The following is a 16,659-nucleotide window of genomic DNA, read 5'->3' on the forward strand; positions in this document are numbered from 1 at the left end:
TCTTCCTTCAATTTTGCTCTTCCAATCTAATTTTCCGTGCGATCATGACCTTATGGATCGACGTAGCATCTGGCAAGAAATCGATACCGAGCGCACCGTTTTGGCTCATCAATTAGCATCCATCGATGCGCCGCAGTGGCAAACCCAATCGCTCTGTAGAGGGCTGACGGTCCGGGAGGTATTGGCACACCTGACCGCCAGCGGCACCTTGTCAGGAACAACTTGGTTTCTCGGTGTCCTGCGAGCGCGCTTTGATTTTGATCAACAAGTGGCGGACCGGCTCAGCGAACAGCTCGGTTCTACCCCGGACGATACGCTGAAACGTTTTTGTGCAACTATCGGCAGTAAGACCTCTCCCCCGATTCCTAAATTAGCTTTACTCGGAGAAATGATCGTCCACGGCAATGATATTCGGCAACCGCTCGGGTTGCAGCATACCCACCGGCAAGAAACCCTTGATGCTTTACTTCGATACTGTGCAGGCAGCGACCAAATTGTTGTCGCCAAGAAAAGAGTCAAGGGTTTGCAATTAGAGAGCCTCGAAAGCGGCATCACCATTGGGCATGGCCTGCCCGTTCGTGGCAGAACTCTGGCACTAATTATGGCGATGACCGGAAGGAAAGCGTACTGCTCCGAGCTGTCCGGAAGCGGGCTGCCTCTACTCGCATCACGCTGCGACTAATCCGCTTCCTATACCGATCAGGCACTGCTTTCCCTTATCCAGAATTGCGCTGTAAAGGTCGTTGGCCCCAGCCATGTTCGGTACAGATCATCAATCCTTGGTTCAGGGTTACCTGCCGAAAAGACGTGCGAAAAAGCCCTTGCCCGACTTATTTTCTTGAGCCGCGTTCGGGTCACAAGTACAGCGGGAGTTGCGTGGAACGTTAGCCATAACTTGCTGAACGTGCTGTCCACATCCTGCCCAGGTGGTTTTCTGGCACTTGCTGCATTTCACGGCACGGCACATTTTCTGCTCCCTAAACTCAACGATTCTTCAGTGTGCAAACTACGGAATTAGATCACAGTAAGATACCCCTAGGGGTATGCAAATAATATTAGCATACTTTAATAAACCCCCAGGGGTATAGGATTGAAGAAACTTCAAGATGAGAGGAGCGCACCGTGCAGCTAGAAGCAGAAACCATGAAACCTGCGATCAACAGGCTCAAAAGAGCTCAGGGGCAACTTAATGCTGTGATCAGGATGCTCGAAGAAGGCAGTGATTGCCGCGCAGTCGTTACCCAGCTCTCCGCAGCGTCGAAAGCCATTGACCGCGCGGGATTCTCTATCATCGCCACCGGTTTAGAAAAATGCCTCGAGTCAGATGATCCCACCGTGGACCGCGCCGAAATGGAAAAGCTGTTCCTCTCATTGGCTTAGTCATGCAGCACCGAGTTTCCCAGTTGACCTCGTGTGAGTAGACGTAAAAGCGCCGGTCCTCCCCTGGGAGAAAACCGGCACTTTTCACTACAATTCGACAATACTGGCAATCGTTACTTACGTCCGAACCCACGCAGTCGTAGCGAGTTGGCCACAACCAGTACGGAACTGGCGGCCATGGCAGCGCCTGCTATCATCGGATTCAGGAACCCCAGAGCTGCCACCGGGATGCCGGCGGTGTTGTAGATGAATGCCCAGAAAAGGTTCATCTTAATAGTTCCCAAAGTCTTGCGGGACAGTTCGATGGACTGAGCTACCTGATCTATATCGTTGCCCATGATGGTCACGTCCGCGGCCTCAATAGCCACATCGGTGCCGGAACCCATCGCGATACCCAGGTCAGCCTGAGCCAGGGCAGGTGCGTCATTAACACCGTCACCCACCATGGCCACAACCTTGCCTTGAGCTTGGAGCTTACGCACGGCTTCGGCTTTGCCCTCGGGGAAGACATCTGCGAAGACATCTTCGGGAGCAATGCCTACCTTGGCGGCCACGAGTTCGGCCACCGCCCTGTTGTCGCCGGTCAGTAGCACCGGGCGCAGTCCCAAATCCTTGAGCCTGGCGATAGCTGACGCAGAGGATTCCTTGATCGTGTCGGTCAAGTTGACCAACCCCGCGAAGACCCCGTCAACTCCGACCATGATCGAGGTAGCACCGGCTTGTTGTGCAGCGGTCAGGTCCGCATGCTGGGCCTCGGTCAGCTCAATACCGTTTTCTTTCAACCAGCTGACGCGCCCTGCTACCACCGTCTGGCCATCGACCACCGCGCGAACGCCTCCGCCAGCGGCCGAACTGAAATCATTTGATCCCAGCAAGTCGCCCTCTGCCCTTGCTGCCTCGACAATTGCCTGGGCAATTGGGTGCTCGGAGCTGGACTCGGCAGCACCTGCCAGTGCCAAAACGGTGCTCTCAGCAAACCCTTCAGATGCGGTGGTGGAGGTGACCGCAAGATTTCCCTCGGTAACAGTTCCGGTCTTATCCAACAGAACCGTGTCAACCTTACGTGTGTCCTCTAGAACTTGCGGACCACGAATCAGAATACCTAACTGAGCTCCTCGCCCAGTACCGACCAACAATCCAATAGGCGTTGCCAGACCTAATGCACAGGGGCAAGCGATAACCAACACCGCAACGGAGGCCGCGACGGCCGCGCCCATATCTCCGGTAACAAGTAACCAGGTAACAAAAGTACCGAGGGCGATAACCAGCACAATAGGTACAAATACCGAGGAGATCCTGTCCGCCAGCCGGGCAATCGGAGCCTTGCCGGTCTGCGCTTCCGAGACCAAGCGCCCCATTTGCGCCAACGTGGTGTCCTTACCCACGCGGGTAGCGCGAATAATCAGGGCACCCGAGGTGTTGATTGTAGCTCCAATGACCGTGTCATCCGGGCCAACCTCAACGGGAACAGATTCACCAGTGACCAGCGCGGTATCTACCGCCGAGTGTCCGGAGACCACAAAGCCATCTGTGGCAATCTTCTCCCCCGGACGCACGATGAATTCATCTCCGGGCACCAGAGTAGCGGCCGAAACCTTCGTTTCCACACCGTCACTGATTAGGGTCGCTTCTTTGGCTCCCAGATCCAGCAGCGTTTTTAATGCGTCACCCGCGCGGGCCTTGGCGCGCGCTTCCAACCACCGTCCAAGCAGAAGGAAAGTCGCTACGACGCCGGCAGTTTCGAAGTACAAGGCATGCTCGCTCATCGACATGCCGGTGTGGGCAGTGATATTAGGATCCGCAATCAACTGCCACAGGGAATAGAAGTATGCGGCCAGGACACCGATGGATACCAAGGTATCCATGGTGGAGGCGAAGTGGCGTGCATTGATCGCGGCAGATCGGTGAAATGGCCAGGCCGACCAGAAGGTGACGGGCGTGGCCAGGATCAGCGCTATCCAACCCCAGTGCGGGAACTGTGCGCCGGGAATCATGGAAATGACAAAGAGTGGAGTGGTGAAGATGGCAGCTACAATCAGCCGTTTCTTCAGGTCCGCACCAACCGCTGGCGCTGCTTGCTTTTGGATTGGTTCAAGCTGTGCCGGAGATTCGAGAATGTTCTGGTCACCGTCATGCAGCACAGGAACCGAGGGCTTCGCGTACTGGTCAACCTTGAGACTGGCTTTATAGCCGGCCGACTCCACCGTTGAGATCAATATTTCGTCGCTCACGTCTTGCGGAACGGTGATACGCGCCGATTCCAGCGGCAAGTTGACCAACGCTTCAACGCCTTCAATCTTGCCCAGTTTGCGCTCGACTCGACCCACACAAGAGGCGCAGGTCATTCCCTGAATATCTAACTCGACTATGCGCTGGTTAGTGGGGAATGCAGTGTCGTTACTCATGAATCCATTTCTTTCTTACATCTGGCTGCGGATTAGCGTTCTGACCTTCGCCCCGCGGGGCCACCCTTTACGCGTCGACAGAGACGAGGTTATACCCGGCTTCAGAAATAGCTGCCTCGAACACAGAATTCTCCACCTTCGTCTCGGCAGCAACGGTCGCAGTAGAGGTTCCACCAACAACAAGGTCAACCTCGACAGTACTCACTCCGGCTATTTCCTGTAGCTCTTCAGTGACTGATGAGACACAGTGTCCACAGGTCAAACCGTCAATTTTCAAAGTGATGCTGGAGCTCATAGCTTCCTCCGTAAGTTGTATTTTGCTCATAATCTCTTCGTCTTATGAGTTCCAAGCTAGACAACCGGACACGAATACTCGCCAGCTTGCCTACACCAAGAGCATATACCCCTAGAGGGTATATTTCAAGTACCCCCCAAGGGTATATCGGTATAAGCAATAAATATTCAGGTCACGTCCGCAGGAACAAGAATAGGTAAAAAGCGCACAGCAATGAGACCCCAGTCCAGGATCTGGAATCGGTCTTATTCGTTGCACCCTGACTCGACCAGAGTACGAGATCAGAGCTTTAGCGCTTACCTGTCACCAGATCCGCGATATGAGCGATCGGCGAAGTATGCGAACTGCCTTTAGCCTCTTGCCGGTCCGCGAGGCCATAGGCGGCATAGAGCCCTTTAGTGGCAATCCATCGCAAGGGCTCGGGTTCCCATAGTCGTGCTTGGTGGTTTACCCACGGTAGGGCAACCAGGTCAGAGTTCCGCCCTAACACCAGGTCTCGCAAGGTACGGCCTGCAAGATTAGTGGTGGCCACCCCGGTACCCACATACCCTCCTGCCCAAGCGATTCCACTGTCTGAATCGAGCCCCACTGTTGCCGCCCAATCACGCGGAACTCCCAGCACCCCTGACCAGGCGTGATCGATGCTGGTATGCCGTGTTTGCGGGAAGAGAGTATGCAATATTTCTTGCAACCCTTTGATGCTCGCTTCTGGCGTCTGTCCATCAAGATCTGTCCGGGAACCATACTTGTATGGGACCCCGCGCCCGCCGATAGCAATTCGGTCATCGGCCGTGCGCTGCGCGTACATGTAAACGTGGGCGAAGTCGCCGAGCACTTCGCCTTGGCTCCAGTTCACTTCGTCCCAAAAGCTTGTCTCTAAAGGCTCGGTGGCGATCATCGACGAATTCATCGGAAGCCAGAGCCGCTTGTGTCCCTTGATCCCAGCAGTAAAACCCTCTGTCGCTCGGATGATAAATTCCGCGGCCACCTGACCGCCCGCAAAATCCAGTTGATGGGGTCGAATTTCGGTCACACGGGTATACTCATAGATTTCTACACCAAGGGATTGGACTACCCGCGTCAGGCCATTGACGAGTTTGGCCGGCTGAATCCGCGCGGCATGAGGATGCCAGGCAGCACCCAGAGCACCTTCCACACCGATTCTCGCGATTGCATCGTCCTGCGTCAGCAGTTGTACGTCGGTGTGTTCCCAAGAGTTTTCGTTCTTAACGAACTCACGCAGTCGAGCCAATTGCGCCGCGTTGCAGGCGACTTCGAATTCACCACCAGGCAAGATATCTGCCTCGATTTGCTCAGACTGGCAGATCCGGATCACTTCAGCGACGGTTTGGTTCATGGCTAGCTGAAAGTCTGTAGCCGCCTGCCGGCCATGGGATTTTAGATACTGTTCGCGCCCACCGGTAATAGTGTTGGTTAACCAACCACCGTTACGTCCCGAGGCGCCATAACCAACGTGGCGTTGTTCCAAAATTGCGATGCGCAGGGAGGGGTCCGCCTGCTTCAAATAGTAAGCGGTCCATAGACCGGTAAATCCGGCGCCCACGATTGCTACATCAACTTCAAGTGATTCGTTCAGCGTTGGGTGTGCAACGGGCAGCCCAATTTGCTCCCACCAATGAGAAACCTGGCCATTGATCATGTGATTCTTTCGTCCGCAACGAATAAATGAACCACGCTCACTTTATGGTTCTGGAATCACTCTAAGGTCAGCCTGAGACTCTGGCAAGGTTCTGGACTATTGCTCGGAAAGTTCCACTCGAGCGCCAGGAGCCGGGGCAGTGACCATCAGGGTAGCAACGCCTACCTCGTCACCAAGCTGGGTCATCACCTGCTGGGCATGTTCTGCGTCGCGCACCAGTAACGCGAGGGTAGGACCCGAACCGGAGACCATTGCGCGCAGCGCTCCCGCACCTTCGGCGAGATCTCGCACAGTTCCCAATTCGGGAGCCAAAGCCAAAGACGCCTGCGTCAGATCATTGACCAGTAGCTGGGACAGCGCTTCGGCATCTGATGCCATCAGCGCCTTGATCACCTGCGGATCAATCTCTTGCGGGACCTCAACGTCTTGCCCCGCACGCAAGCGGTCCAGCATCGAGTAGACCCGAGGGGTAGACAGTCCAAAGCTTGCGGGAATCAGTACCCATTGAGTTTTTGCTCGCGTGAGCAAGGGAGCCAGCTGGTCGCCGATGCCCAACCCAATAGCGGCTCCACCCATCAGGGCAAACGGAACGTCGGCTCCTAGCCGTGCTCCCAGTCGCCCAAGCTCCTCGCGGTCCAGCCCGGTCCCCCACAATTCATTGCAAGCCACCAAAGCGGCTGCCGCATCCGCAGAACCACCGCCCATACCTCCGGCAATGGGAACGCGTTTGGTGATGTGCAGGTTAGCACCCAAAGTGCACCCGGTATGCTCGCGCAGAAGCTGCGCAGCTTTCCACACTAGGTTATTTGGACCCAATGGGAAGTTATCAGGATCAGAGACCACAGGAGAACCAGGTTCAAGGCTCAGCTGCAATTCGCCGTCTTCACGCAGCGTCGCTTCGATCTGCTCCAGCAAGGAGACCGCCACATAGAGGCTAGCGACCTCGTGGTAGCCATCTTCACGAGGCGGTCCCACCCGGAAATAACAGTTGATCTTCCCTGGTGCGGTAGTGATGACACGTTGTTTGACCATTATTATTTTTCGGTCTGCTCTAGGGCAGGCACCGTGTGGGCTGCGCGCGCAATAGAGATGAAGCCTTCGACATCCAGCTTCTCGCCACGTTCCTTGGGATCGATACCTGCGGCCAGCAAAATCTGCTCTGCGCGAGCGCCTGAACCTGCCCAGCCAGACAGCGCAGCACGCAAGGTCTTGCGACGCTGGGCAAAAGCCGCATCGATAATGGCAAAAACTTCTTTGCGGTCTGGCGCTCCACTGCGGTCTTTATCGCGGGTGAAAGCAACCAGTCCCGAATGAATCTTCGGTGCGGGCCAAAAGACGTTCATCCCAATGACGCCAGCCTTGCGCATGGTGCCATACCAGGCACCTTTCACCGAGGGGACGCCGTAGGTCTTGTTACCGGGGGCGGCGCACATTCGGTCTGCAACCTCGTCCTGGACCATCACCAGACCATGTTTGATGGATTCAAAGTGCTCCATCAGGTGCAGCACCACAGGCACCGCGACGTTATATGGCAAGTTGGCGACCAACGCGGTGGGATTTCCGGGAAGCTCGCTGATCTTCATGGCGTCGCTGAGGATCACCGTCAGGTCTTCCTCACGGCCCGGGCGCATCTCCGCCATGGTCTGCGGCAACCGCTTAGCAAGCGGCGGATCGATCTCGACCGCCACCACCTTTGCGGCGGCGTCCATAATGCCCAGGGTCAACGAACCAAGGCCCGGACCGACCTCAAGAACTGTCTCGTCTGGCGAGACATTCGCGGTGGCTACGATCCTGCGGATCGTGTTTCCATCAATCACAAAGTTCTGCCCGAGGGTTTTCGTGGGACGAATCCCAAGTTCCTCGGCCAGTCGACGGATTTCGGTAGCCCCAAGCAGTGGCAAAGATTCCTTAGACATCACAGCTACAATTCTAGTTCAGTCCGCAAGCACTGCGAACGCGACGCGACGCGCCCACCCCGTGAGGGTGGACGCGTCGCGTCAAAAGTTATTTCAGGGCTTAGCGCAGTCCAAGCTTGGACGAGCAGTGTGGCCAGTGACCCCATCCGCCGTTAGCGCGTAGCTTCTCGGCGGTAGCAATCTGTTCCTGGGCACTTGCCTGGTGTGGCAACGGTGCGTACTTTGTACCGCCGGCTCCACGCCATGAGGAAGCGGAGAACTGCAGACCACCGTAGTAACCGTTACCGGTGTTGATTGACCAGTTACCACCCGACTCACACTTGGCCAAGGCTGCCCAAGTGGAGGAGATGCTGCCGGTTGGCGCCTTCGACTTAGAGTCCGAGCTCTGAGAATCCGACTTCGACTCTTCCTTCTTGGTACCAACCTTGATGATCTCGGCGACCGGCTTCTTGGTGACCTTCGACTTCAGGACTTCTTCCTCGCCCTTTTCGCCGTTTCGGGTTTCTTGGCGAAGCGTGAGTTCCCGTTCGCCCTTCTCGCCTTCGGTCTTGACCTTGGTCTTGCCTTTTTCGAGCTTCGAATCCTTGACCTTTTCGGTCTCAAAATCGATCTTTCGGGTTTCATCCCAAGTCTTCACCGAAACTTCGATGATCTCGATCGTGGCATCTTCCGCGATCTTGGTGCTGGTCTTTGCGTTCTTGTCGGTATCCTTACCGATCTGAACGTTGACCTCATCGTCCTTGTCTAGCTTGACCCTCTGCTCGTCAAGCAGTTCCTTGACGGTCTGCGCGGTGGTCGAAATCTTCTGCTTTTTCTTATCCGCAACCAGCGTGATGGCCTTAGGGGTGATGATTTCGATTTCTTCACTAAGGCTCACAAGCTGAATTTCTTCGCCGAGTGAAACCTGAGATTTCGCATCAACCTTCAGCTCGTCCATTACATCGGCTACGGTCATCCCGGTGGTGTGTACAACTCGGTTTGTGCCGTCGATACTGACCTGAACCGACTTATTCCGGTTGATCTCGATGCGCTGCTCATCGGAAAGTTCCGAGTCCGCAGCAACATTCAACTCGTCGCGGGCGTCTACACTGATACCTTCTTGCTCAAGGGCAGCCTGCACGGTAGCGGCGCGAGTGGTGAAGCTCTGATCCTGCCCATCGATGGCAACGGTCACGGACTTCTGGCCGGAAATATAAAATACGGCTCCGGCGATAACCACAGCAACAGCTACGGCCTGGGCCAGATATTTGACCCAGCTTTTTTTGAGCAAGTGCATCACGGTAGTGAGGTCTCCATCGTTTGTTGGTCGAACGCCGAGGAGATGATCCCGGTACATCTTGCTCAACCTTGGCGGACAATTCCGCCAATCTAAAGTTCGGTGTTGGCTTGCTCGACCTTCAGACCAAAGGTTGTGGTCTGCCGATAGTGCAAATCTGTATAGTGCGAACGGCACGAAGGCGCGCTCGCAACTCAACGCATTCCGTTAACCGTAACCGAATTGTAATAATTGGCGCAACCTTTATATGGCCGAAAGCACATCGAGCAGTACTACAATGCTCCGTAAACTGCGCCGGTATTCTGAGAAATCTGCTCACAGAACTGCGCAAGATCCGTCGCTCGGGCCTCAGCCATAAAACGAGTCGTATACGGAATCATGTAGCTGGCATTAGGCCTTCCCCTAAATGGGTGAGGGGTCAAAAATGGTGCGTCCGTCTCCACTAGCAGTAGCTGGGGATCCGCTAGGCGCAAGGCTTCCTGCAGGTCAGTCGAGTTTTTGAAGGTCACAGTTCCCGAGAATGACATGTACCACCCGTTGTCATTGCAGATCCGCGCCAGTTCTGCGTCACCGGAAAAACAATGGAAGACCACGCGCTCCGGTAGCACCGAATCTTTGAGGACTCGCACTACATCGCTATGCGCGTCACGGTCGTGAATTTGCACGGCTTTCGAATGCTCCACCGCGATTCGCAGGTGCTCACGGAAAGAATCTTCCTGCGCTTGATGGCCTTCTTCTCCGGTACGGAAATAGTCCAGTCCGGTCTCGCCAATGGCTCGCACCCGCTCTTCGGATGCCAAAGCCTCGATTTGTCCGATTGCGCTTTGCAGTTCCCCGGCCTCGGCAAGCCGTGCAGCATCATTGGGGTGGATGGCGATAGCGGCCAAAACATTTGAATATTCCTTTGCTGCTTGCACCGCAAAGCGCGAAGACTCAACATCGCACCCCACTTGGATCAGCCCCTCGACACCGACCGCAGCGGCGGCATCAAGTGCTTGTTGCACCGTGACGTTCAGCGAACCGTCCCGGAAGTCTAAATGAGTGTGGTTATCAATCACCGGATAGGGCAAAGGTTCCGGTGCGTCCGGATAGCGGGTGTTCCTTTTATTACCGCCCTTTTCGTTCTTAGCTGAGCGGGTACGGTCATTCAACTGTGTGCTGTCATCCTCCGGGAGCGGACGATAGCCCTCCGGAATTGCCGAAAAATCTGAATCGCTCATCTGCTCACCGATACCTTTGTTCAAAATGCTGTCAGTTCTTGGGTCTAATTCTTCCATCACGGCCCGAGCAGCAGAGAATCGATACATTAAGATGCTGTTGGTGGAGAAATGAACCCCATATGATGTGAACACAAGCTATGGAAATCGCTTGGCGTGTCAACGACAACCTCGGCACGATAAGTTGCCCAGCCAGGAGGATGCGCATGAGTGCCCACCCAACACTGCCCTCAGTCGATTCGACCTTTAGGTCGAATTACCAGCGGATATTTGATGCAATTCAAGAAGTCATCACCGGCAAACCGGAGGCTATTACGAACACCATCGTGGTGCTGCTTGCCCAGGGCCACCTGCTGCTAGAGGACGTGCCCGGGGTTGGCAAGACGATGCTCGCCAAATCGCTGGCGCGCAGTGTTAATGGAAGCGTGCATCGCATTCAATTCACCCCGGATCTTTTACCTAGCGACGTCACCGGAGTTTCGGTGTTCTCCCCGCAGGATCATCAGTTCACTTTTCACCCGGGCCCCATCTTTGCAAATATCGTGATCGCTGACGAGATCAACCGTGCCAATGCAAAGACGCAATCAGCGCTGCTTGAATGCATGGAAGAGCAACAGGTAACGGTCGATTCCATCACCCATCCGCTGCAAAAACCATTTATGGTCGTAGCTACGCAAAACCCCATCGATTCCGAAGGAACCTTCGCGTTACCCGAGGCGCAACGAGACAGATTCATGGGCCGGATTTCATTGGGCTACCCCGACAGGGAAGCGGAAATCTCTATGCTTTCCACACATCACATCTCCGAACCGCTAGATACGCTCACCCCAGTTCTCGAACTTGATCAGCTTCATCAGATGATTGACCAGGTAAAACAGGTAACCGTCACCCAGCGGCTGAGCAGCTATATCGTCGATTTGGGCCGCGCCACCCGTGAACACCCATATATTTCCCTCGGCGCCTCACCGCGAGCACTCGTTCAGTGGGTCCGGGCCGCAAAATCCCATGCTGCTATTAACGGACGTGACCATGTTCTACCGGAAGATGTGCGCGCCGTGGCACCGATGATTTTGTCCCACCGCCTGATCCTCACCCGCAGGGCATTATCAGAGGGTGTGGAACCGCTGGCATTGATCCAGGATCTTGTGTCCGCTACACCTGTCGGATAGCTGAGTTTTCTCATGGATCAGATACCACGGTTCGATTCCAAAGACTCACTGTCGTGGGCGCGTACCGTCTCGGCGCCACAAAACCTAAAGAAGTTCCGTCTGGACTTACTCACCCGGCGTGGTTGGTGCACCGTAGTAGGCGGGGCTGCTCTCATTTTCCTTGCCTACATTCTGGGCCGTCACGAAATGATGGCTCTCGGAACCGGACTCATTGCTCTGGTCCTGGTGAGCTGGATACTGGTACTGCGTTTACGTAATGCTTCCACCCTGACTCGCACGCTGCTCAGCCCAAACCCGGTAGTTGGAGACATCACCAGAGTGCAGTTAACGTGCGCAGATCAAGCCACCGTCCAGGAGGGGCTGCCAGAGGAATTCGGACCGGGCCCAAAATTTACCGGCCCCGGCACAAGCACCTACGAATTGGTCTTCCGCAGCCGAGGCATCCATTTGGTGGGCCCGGCAAAACAGATCTTGGCTGACCCGTTGGGCCTGATCTATGGTCTGGTCGACAGCGGTCAGGCCACACAAATACCCGTATGCGCCCAAATCCAACCGTTGGAACGTTTTGCCTCACTGGGTGAAAAGATGCTCACCGGCGATGCTCGCTTCTCCCGAAGCACCACCGCCGACTACTACGACGTGGCAACCCGTGAATATCAGCAGGGCGACTCAATTCGCCAAGTGCATTGGAAGGCAACTGCCCGCCAAGGAAAACTCATGGTCCGCCAAGAAAACCATGTGGCCACAGCCCAGGCGCTGTTGGTCTTAGACCGTACCTTTGAACACTGGCACAGCAACGGGGCAGACCTCCGACTAAGCATTCCGCAGGGCGAAAAGCCCGCCATTCAAAGCAGCCGCCGCTTCGAAACGGCGTTGAGCCTAGCGTGCAGTATCGGTCAGCGTTACGCGTCCAACGGCTATCAGCTGCTCTTTCGAGATTTGGCCGGCGAGCAACTCCTGGACGCTACCAGCATTTCACTGTCCGGGGCTTCCGCGCGCAGTGGATTTGAAGACTTCCACTCGGCGAGCGCCCACATGTCCTTACGTACGCCGAGCACAGCTGCCCCGGGAACCGAGATCTTGGGCGAAGAACTTCGCAAGTTATTGCAGGGAATGCCTGATGAGCCGGTCATCATGATTCTGGGAGAAATTCACAGTACGCAGGCTGCTTGGCTAGCAACACTTTCACGGTCGGTAAGACATGTAGAACTGTTCCTTCTCGTGTCCCACCCGGAGCGCTACCGCGAAATACAACATACTCTGTCGCAAACCGGCTGGAAGGTGCACGCCTTGGCAGCCAACACGAATATTAACGACTTGTGGTCCCGCTCATGAGCGCCACAATCACTGATATTCCTGCTTCCAGTCCGCCCCCTGGCGCGAAGGAGCCTGTTGTCCAGGAGCCGGCAAAGAACCTCACTGCGCGTTTGCTTGCAGCCAGCGCCTTAGCGCTCGCAATGCTCGCCGGTTTCGCGTCCCTCAGTGGTGTGGTTCAAGGTGCTGCGTGGCTGCAGGCGCTGATTTGGCCGGTATTCTTAATCCATTTCTGTGCCGGATTGCTTCGCGGAGTGCCTCGGGTGCGCTGGCTTGCACTCCCGGTAGCAGTGCTCCTTGCTGGTGGTGCGGTATTTCTGCATCCAACCATGCGTACCACCATCCCGGGGCTGGGTATTTTTGATTGGTTTGGCGCGGTGGTTTCCGAAGGCGCGCTGCAGTTCTCCACGCAGGTACCGCCGGTTGCTTACTCACGCTATGTCGAGTTTGTACTGTTGCTGCTGGCGGTCTTACTCAGCGTTATGGTGGAAGTTCTCGCGACCTTCAGGCGTTTAGCACCGTTGGTGCTCTTGCCCATATCTTTTGCACCGGTGATCGCTTCCTTGTTCAAACAAGAGGGCGCCGGGATCTGGTATGTGGTTGTGCTGACACTCGCGCTCCTCGGTTACTTTGCGTTACTCCCCTATGTCTTTCCGGTGCAGGGTGCGGGTCCCGGGCTTCCAGCCAAGCGTCAGTTGAATATTCTGTTGCTCACCGCGATGGTCTGCGCTTTGGTGATGGTACTAAGCAGTGCGTTCATGCCAGGGTTCCGCAAAGGCATGCTGCCTGAGGGCACTCGTCCCTCGGGAGACCTTCTTGCAAGTAATGTGGACCCACTGCTGAATCTCGGGAGAGACCTGCGAGCGAATAATGGTTCCGTGGCTTTCAGCTATCTGACGACTTCAAACGAACCGGTATATCTGCGTACCTCGGTGATCGAGGATCTAAGCGCCACCCGGTGGGAACCGGACGAGGGGCTACTGAAATCGGCCTACTTTGGTGACACCGCAATGGATACCGACTCCGATGTTTTCAACGGAAGTGCAGAGGTCACCCAACTACGCTGGAACGACCGGGTAAGCAGTCCGGGTCTGCCGATACCGGATCGAAGTTTTTTCATTTCCGGCATTAATGGCCCGTGGAATTGGACCCGGGAAACGTCTGTGGCGCGACTTGGCGGTGACGCGTTATCAAACACCGAAGAAGTGACTATCGGACACACGCAAATGAATTTGAGTCCGCAGATCGCGCGTAGCCTGGCCTCCTACGGCGACAGCATGCAGTCACAGATCGATGACGTGTACCTGTCAATGCCAGAAGATCTAGACGGACAGTTCGGGCAGTTACTTCAACGCACGCTTACGGAGGCTTACGAACCACTTCAGGGACCGCCGACTAACGATTTTGACATTGCCGTTGCGATTCAAGATTTCCTGCGCTCATCAACTTTTGGGTATTCCGAACGCACTCCCCTGCGTGAAGGCTATGACGGAGCCAATCGACAGGTGGTCAGGGCGTTCCTGGAACGCCGACAAGGCTACTGCGTACATTTTGCATCCACTATGGCCCTACTGGCTCGTGCCGCGGGGATTCCCTCACGCATCGTTGTCGGCTATGCGCCGGGCGAGCCGACGGGAGAAACCCTGGATGCCGCTGACCTGCCGGGCCTTGCAGGGAACGGACTTCCTCCAGACACCGAGCTGACCGAATTTGAGGTGACCGGGCAGCAGGCGCACGCCTGGCCGGAACTATTTCTGCCAGGTATCGGCTGGGTACCGTTTGAACCTACCCCGGGGCAAGGTCAAGCCCCGGATTATGCTCCGGAAGCAACCTCCAGTCAGCCGCCGGCAGAAGTACCCGAGGAATTGAACCCGTCAGGTGCTCCCACCCTGGATGATCCCGAGGCCCAGGAAAGCCCTGGTGCCCCCCTCGAGGAACCCGCCGCAGATAAGGCACAGGATTATGGCTGGTTTGTTTTCTCCGGTGTGCTGATTCTCGCGCTTATTCTTGCGGCTATCCCTTGGCAGCGCACACGTTTGCGCCACCGCCGGATAGAGCGGGTCAAGGCTGGCGGTCAATGGGCTGCCCAAGCACTGTGGGATGAATTGTGTGCGGTTGGTGCCGATGCGGGAACCCCCGCTGCAGAATATGAATCGGTGGGCGATTACACCAGACGCCTTGGCTCCACCCACCAGCAGCAAGGCCAACAATTGCACCTGCTCAGGGCTGCCATCGAAGCGAGCTTTTATGCGCAGCGGCACCCAGAGCCAGAAAATGCACCGGCTCTTGTCGAGGCATTAGCGCAGGTGCATACGCAGTTACACCACGAGCTTCCGCTCGGAAAACGCATCGCGGCCTTCTGCTTCCCCGCATCATTACGTCAGCGGCGGTTGCGTCAGGTGGCGCCGGTTCAAACCGTTCGCTGAGTTATCCAATGCAAAAGCTGTGGCCCCAACATCTGACTAGATGTTGGGGCCACAGCCTATTGTCCTACCGCTGAACGCAGCGGTCATTCCTGCTTTGTGTTACTTTACCGGCGCGTATGGATCGGCAATACCGATGTACTGCACGGTGGTGTACTCGCCCAATCCTTCGGCTCCACCTTCACGGCCAAGTCCCGACTGCTTCACGCCACCAAATGGTGCCGCAGCGTTGGAGATGACCCCAGCGTTAAAGCCAACCAGACCAAACTCAATCTGCTCCGAGACACGGAACATCCGGTTGAAGTCACGTGAGTAAATGTATGATGCCAGACCGTACTCGCTGGCGTTGGCCAAACGAATTGCGTCGGCTTCATTCTTGAATGTGGTCACCGGGGCCACTGGGCCGAAGATCTCCTGAGTGAGGATCTTGGCGTCGTTAGCCACATTGGCCAACACGGTTGGCTGGTAGAAGTAGCCAGGGCCATCTACCGGCGAGCCACCGGTGACGGCGGTTGCGCCATCTGCGATTGCCGCTTCAACCAGTGCGTGTACTTCATCGCGCGCCTTTTCCTCAACCAGTGGGCCCACGGTGGAGGTTGGGTCGGTGCCTCGGCCTGGCTTGAGCCCCTTCATGGCTGCAGCGAACTTTGCGGTGAATTCTTCGGCAACGTCCTCGTGCACCAAGAAGCGGTTGGCCGCGGTGCAGGCTTCGCCCATATTGCGCATCTTGGCAGCCATGGCGCCTTCTACCGCTGCGTCGAGGTCTGCATCTTCAAAGACTAGGAACGGTGCGTTGCCGCCCAGTTCCATCGAGGTGCGCAGAACATTCTCCGTAGCATCCTTCATTAGCTGCTTACCCACTGGGGTGGAGCCGGTGAAGGAGACCTTGCGCAAACGGTGATCTTTCATCAACGGGCCGGAGATCTTCGAAGCCGAAGCTCCCGACACCACGTTGAGTACGCCTGCTGGAAGGCCAGCTTCCATCATGGTGGCCGCGAAAAGCTGCGTGGTTAGCGGGGTGAGCTTCGCTGGTTTAAGCACCATGGTGCAACCTGCAGCAATAGCCGGGCCGACCTTGCGGGTGGCCATAGCCAGTGGGAAGTTCCACGGGGTGATGAGCAGGCATGGGCCTACCGGCTTGTGGTGCACCAGAAGCTTGTTTTTGCCCTCTGGGGAAGTAAGGTAGCGGCCGTAGTGGCGCACGGTCTCTTCAGAGAACCAACGCAGGAATTCGGCACCATAGGTCACCTCGCCGCGGGCCTCGGCCAGTGGCTTACCCATTTCAAGGCTCATCAATAGCGCAAAATCATCGGCGCGCGAGGTGACCAGGTCAAAACCACGGCGCAAAATTTCAGCACGTTCACGTGGTGCGGTCAACGCCCATTCAGCCTGCACGGCATCTGCCGCGTCCAAGGCGGCCAGTGCGTCTTCGCTGGTAGCGCTAGCCAGCGTAGCCAGCTTTTCACCGGTGGCAGGGTCCAGCACATCAAAGGTGCTGCCGTCTGAGGAATCTCGCCATTCACCGTTGATAAGTAATCCGGTAGGTACCTTGGCGAGCAGTTCTGCTTCGCGCTCAGCGGTAATCGACATAACGCGGTTCTCCT

General features: G+C 56.1%; 13 protein-coding genes. 5 read left to right on the forward strand and 8 right to left on the reverse strand.

Annotated elements, in window-relative coordinates; genetic code table 11:
• The first annotated feature begins 52 nt into the window (after nucleotides 1–52).
• Nucleotides 53–682, forward strand: a complete 630-nt coding sequence (locus VJ369_RS10725) for a maleylpyruvate isomerase family mycothiol-dependent enzyme (RefSeq protein ID WP_324092053.1) — start codon at nucleotides 53–55, stop codon at nucleotides 680–682.
• A 461-nt stretch (nucleotides 683–1,143) separates the two neighbouring features.
• On the forward strand, nucleotides 1,144–1,380 hold the full coding sequence (locus tag VJ369_RS10730) for a metal-sensitive transcriptional regulator (RefSeq protein ID WP_219844216.1): 237 nt from the start codon (nucleotides 1,144–1,146) through the stop codon (nucleotides 1,378–1,380).
• 113 nt (nucleotides 1,381–1,493) lie between these two features.
• Here the strand turns inward: VJ369_RS10730 and VJ369_RS10735 are convergent, their stop codons facing one another.
• The 7 genes from VJ369_RS10735 to VJ369_RS10765 all read right to left on the reverse strand — a co-directional run bounded on the left by VJ369_RS10735 (nucleotide 1,494) and on the right by VJ369_RS10765 (nucleotide 10,152).
• Nucleotides 1,494–3,785 (reverse strand): heavy metal translocating P-type ATPase, encoded by a 2,292-nt coding sequence (locus VJ369_RS10735; protein ID WP_324092054.1) that lies wholly within the window; start codon nucleotides 3,783–3,785, stop codon nucleotides 1,494–1,496.
• 67 nt (nucleotides 3,786–3,852) lie between these two features.
• The gene (locus VJ369_RS10740; RefSeq protein ID WP_324092055.1) at nucleotides 3,853–4,080 is read right to left on the reverse strand and encodes a heavy-metal-associated domain-containing protein; all 228 of its coding nucleotides are present in this window, start codon (nucleotides 4,078–4,080) and stop codon (nucleotides 3,853–3,855) included.
• Between the two features lie 289 nt (nucleotides 4,081–4,369).
• Nucleotides 4,370–5,740: an FAD-binding oxidoreductase gene (locus VJ369_RS10745; protein ID WP_324092056.1), complete on the reverse strand. Its 1,371-nt coding sequence runs from the start codon at nucleotides 5,738–5,740 to the stop codon at nucleotides 4,370–4,372.
• A 96-nt stretch (nucleotides 5,741–5,836) separates the two neighbouring features.
• On the reverse strand, nucleotides 5,837–6,772 hold the full coding sequence (locus tag VJ369_RS10750) for a 4-(cytidine 5'-diphospho)-2-C-methyl-D-erythritol kinase (RefSeq protein ID WP_324092057.1): 936 nt from the start codon (nucleotides 6,770–6,772) through the stop codon (nucleotides 5,837–5,839).
• 2 nt (nucleotides 6,773–6,774) lie between these two features.
• Nucleotides 6,775–7,656 (reverse strand): 16S rRNA (adenine(1518)-N(6)/adenine(1519)-N(6))-dimethyltransferase RsmA, encoded by an 882-nt coding sequence (gene rsmA, locus VJ369_RS10755; RefSeq protein WP_324092058.1) that lies wholly within the window; start codon nucleotides 7,654–7,656, stop codon nucleotides 6,775–6,777.
• Nucleotides 7,657–7,756: 100 nt separating this feature from the next.
• Nucleotides 7,757–8,992 (reverse strand): transglycosylase family protein, encoded by a 1,236-nt coding sequence (locus VJ369_RS10760; RefSeq protein ID WP_324092059.1) that lies wholly within the window; start codon nucleotides 8,990–8,992, stop codon nucleotides 7,757–7,759.
• Between the two features lie 212 nt (nucleotides 8,993–9,204).
• Nucleotides 9,205–10,152, reverse strand: a complete 948-nt coding sequence (locus tag VJ369_RS10765; protein WP_324092060.1) for a TatD family hydrolase — start codon at nucleotides 10,150–10,152, stop codon at nucleotides 9,205–9,207.
• 203 nt (nucleotides 10,153–10,355) lie between these two features.
• Between VJ369_RS10765 and VJ369_RS10770 the strand changes: the two genes are divergently transcribed.
• From VJ369_RS10770 to VJ369_RS10780, 3 genes are read left to right on the forward strand one after another with little or no spacing between them, the layout of a single operon-like run.
• Entirely contained in the window at nucleotides 10,356–11,318 is a 963-nt protein-coding gene (locus tag VJ369_RS10770) for a MoxR family ATPase (RefSeq protein WP_324092061.1), read from the forward strand.
• A 12-nt stretch (nucleotides 11,319–11,330) separates the two neighbouring features.
• Complete coding sequence (locus VJ369_RS10775) at nucleotides 11,331–12,653, forward strand: DUF58 domain-containing protein (RefSeq protein WP_324092062.1); 1,323 nt, start codon at nucleotides 11,331–11,333, stop codon at nucleotides 12,651–12,653.
• Nucleotides 12,650–15,058, forward strand: a complete 2,409-nt coding sequence (locus tag VJ369_RS10780; protein WP_324092063.1) for a transglutaminaseTgpA domain-containing protein — start codon at nucleotides 12,650–12,652, stop codon at nucleotides 15,056–15,058. Before VJ369_RS10775 ends, VJ369_RS10780 begins: the two co-directional genes overlap by 4 nt.
• Before the next feature lie 99 nt (nucleotides 15,059–15,157).
• Here the strand turns inward: VJ369_RS10780 and VJ369_RS10785 are convergent, their stop codons facing one another.
• Complete coding sequence (locus VJ369_RS10785; RefSeq protein ID WP_324092064.1) at nucleotides 15,158–16,645, reverse strand: NAD-dependent succinate-semialdehyde dehydrogenase; 1,488 nt, start codon at nucleotides 16,643–16,645, stop codon at nucleotides 15,158–15,160.
• Nucleotides 16,646–16,659 lie beyond the last annotated feature (14 nt).

Origin of the sequence: Glutamicibacter sp. (genome assembly GCF_035257265.1) — a bacterium.
In the GTDB taxonomy this organism is placed as follows: domain Bacteria; phylum Actinomycetota; class Actinomycetes; order Actinomycetales; family Micrococcaceae; genus Glutamicibacter.

Coding starts and splice junctions, on each gene's coding strand:
- VJ369_RS10780 (WP_324092063.1), top strand. CDS start 12,650: ATGAGCGCCACAATCACTGATATTCCTGCTTCCAGTCCGCCCCCTGGC.
- VJ369_RS10725 (WP_324092053.1), top strand. CDS start 53: ATGGATCGACGTAGCATCTGGCAAGAAATCGATACCGAGCGCACCGTT.
- VJ369_RS10745 (WP_324092056.1), bottom strand. CDS start 5,740: ATGATCAATGGCCAGGTTTCTCATTGGTGGGAGCAAATTGGGCTGCCC.
- rsmA (WP_324092058.1), bottom strand. CDS start 7,656: ATGTCTAAGGAATCTTTGCCACTGCTTGGGGCTACCGAAATCCGTCGA.
- VJ369_RS10730 (WP_219844216.1), top strand. CDS start 1,144: ATGAAACCTGCGATCAACAGGCTCAAAAGAGCTCAGGGGCAACTTAAT.
- VJ369_RS10770 (WP_324092061.1), top strand. CDS start 10,356: ATGAGTGCCCACCCAACACTGCCCTCAGTCGATTCGACCTTTAGGTCG.
- VJ369_RS10765 (WP_324092060.1), bottom strand. CDS start 10,152: ATGAGCGATTCAGATTTTTCGGCAATTCCGGAGGGCTATCGTCCGCTC.
- VJ369_RS10735 (WP_324092054.1), bottom strand. CDS start 3,785: ATGAGTAACGACACTGCATTCCCCACTAACCAGCGCATAGTCGAGTTA.
- VJ369_RS10750 (WP_324092057.1), bottom strand. CDS start 6,772: ATGGTCAAACAACGTGTCATCACTACCGCACCAGGGAAGATCAACTGT.
- VJ369_RS10760 (WP_324092059.1), bottom strand. CDS start 8,992: ATGTACCGGGATCATCTCCTCGGCGTTCGACCAACAAACGATGGAGAC.
- VJ369_RS10785 (WP_324092064.1), bottom strand. CDS start 16,645: ATGTCGATTACCGCTGAGCGCGAAGCAGAACTGCTCGCCAAGGTACCT.
- VJ369_RS10775 (WP_324092062.1), top strand. CDS start 11,331: ATGGATCAGATACCACGGTTCGATTCCAAAGACTCACTGTCGTGGGCG.
- VJ369_RS10740 (WP_324092055.1), bottom strand. CDS start 4,080: ATGAGCTCCAGCATCACTTTGAAAATTGACGGTTTGACCTGTGGACAC.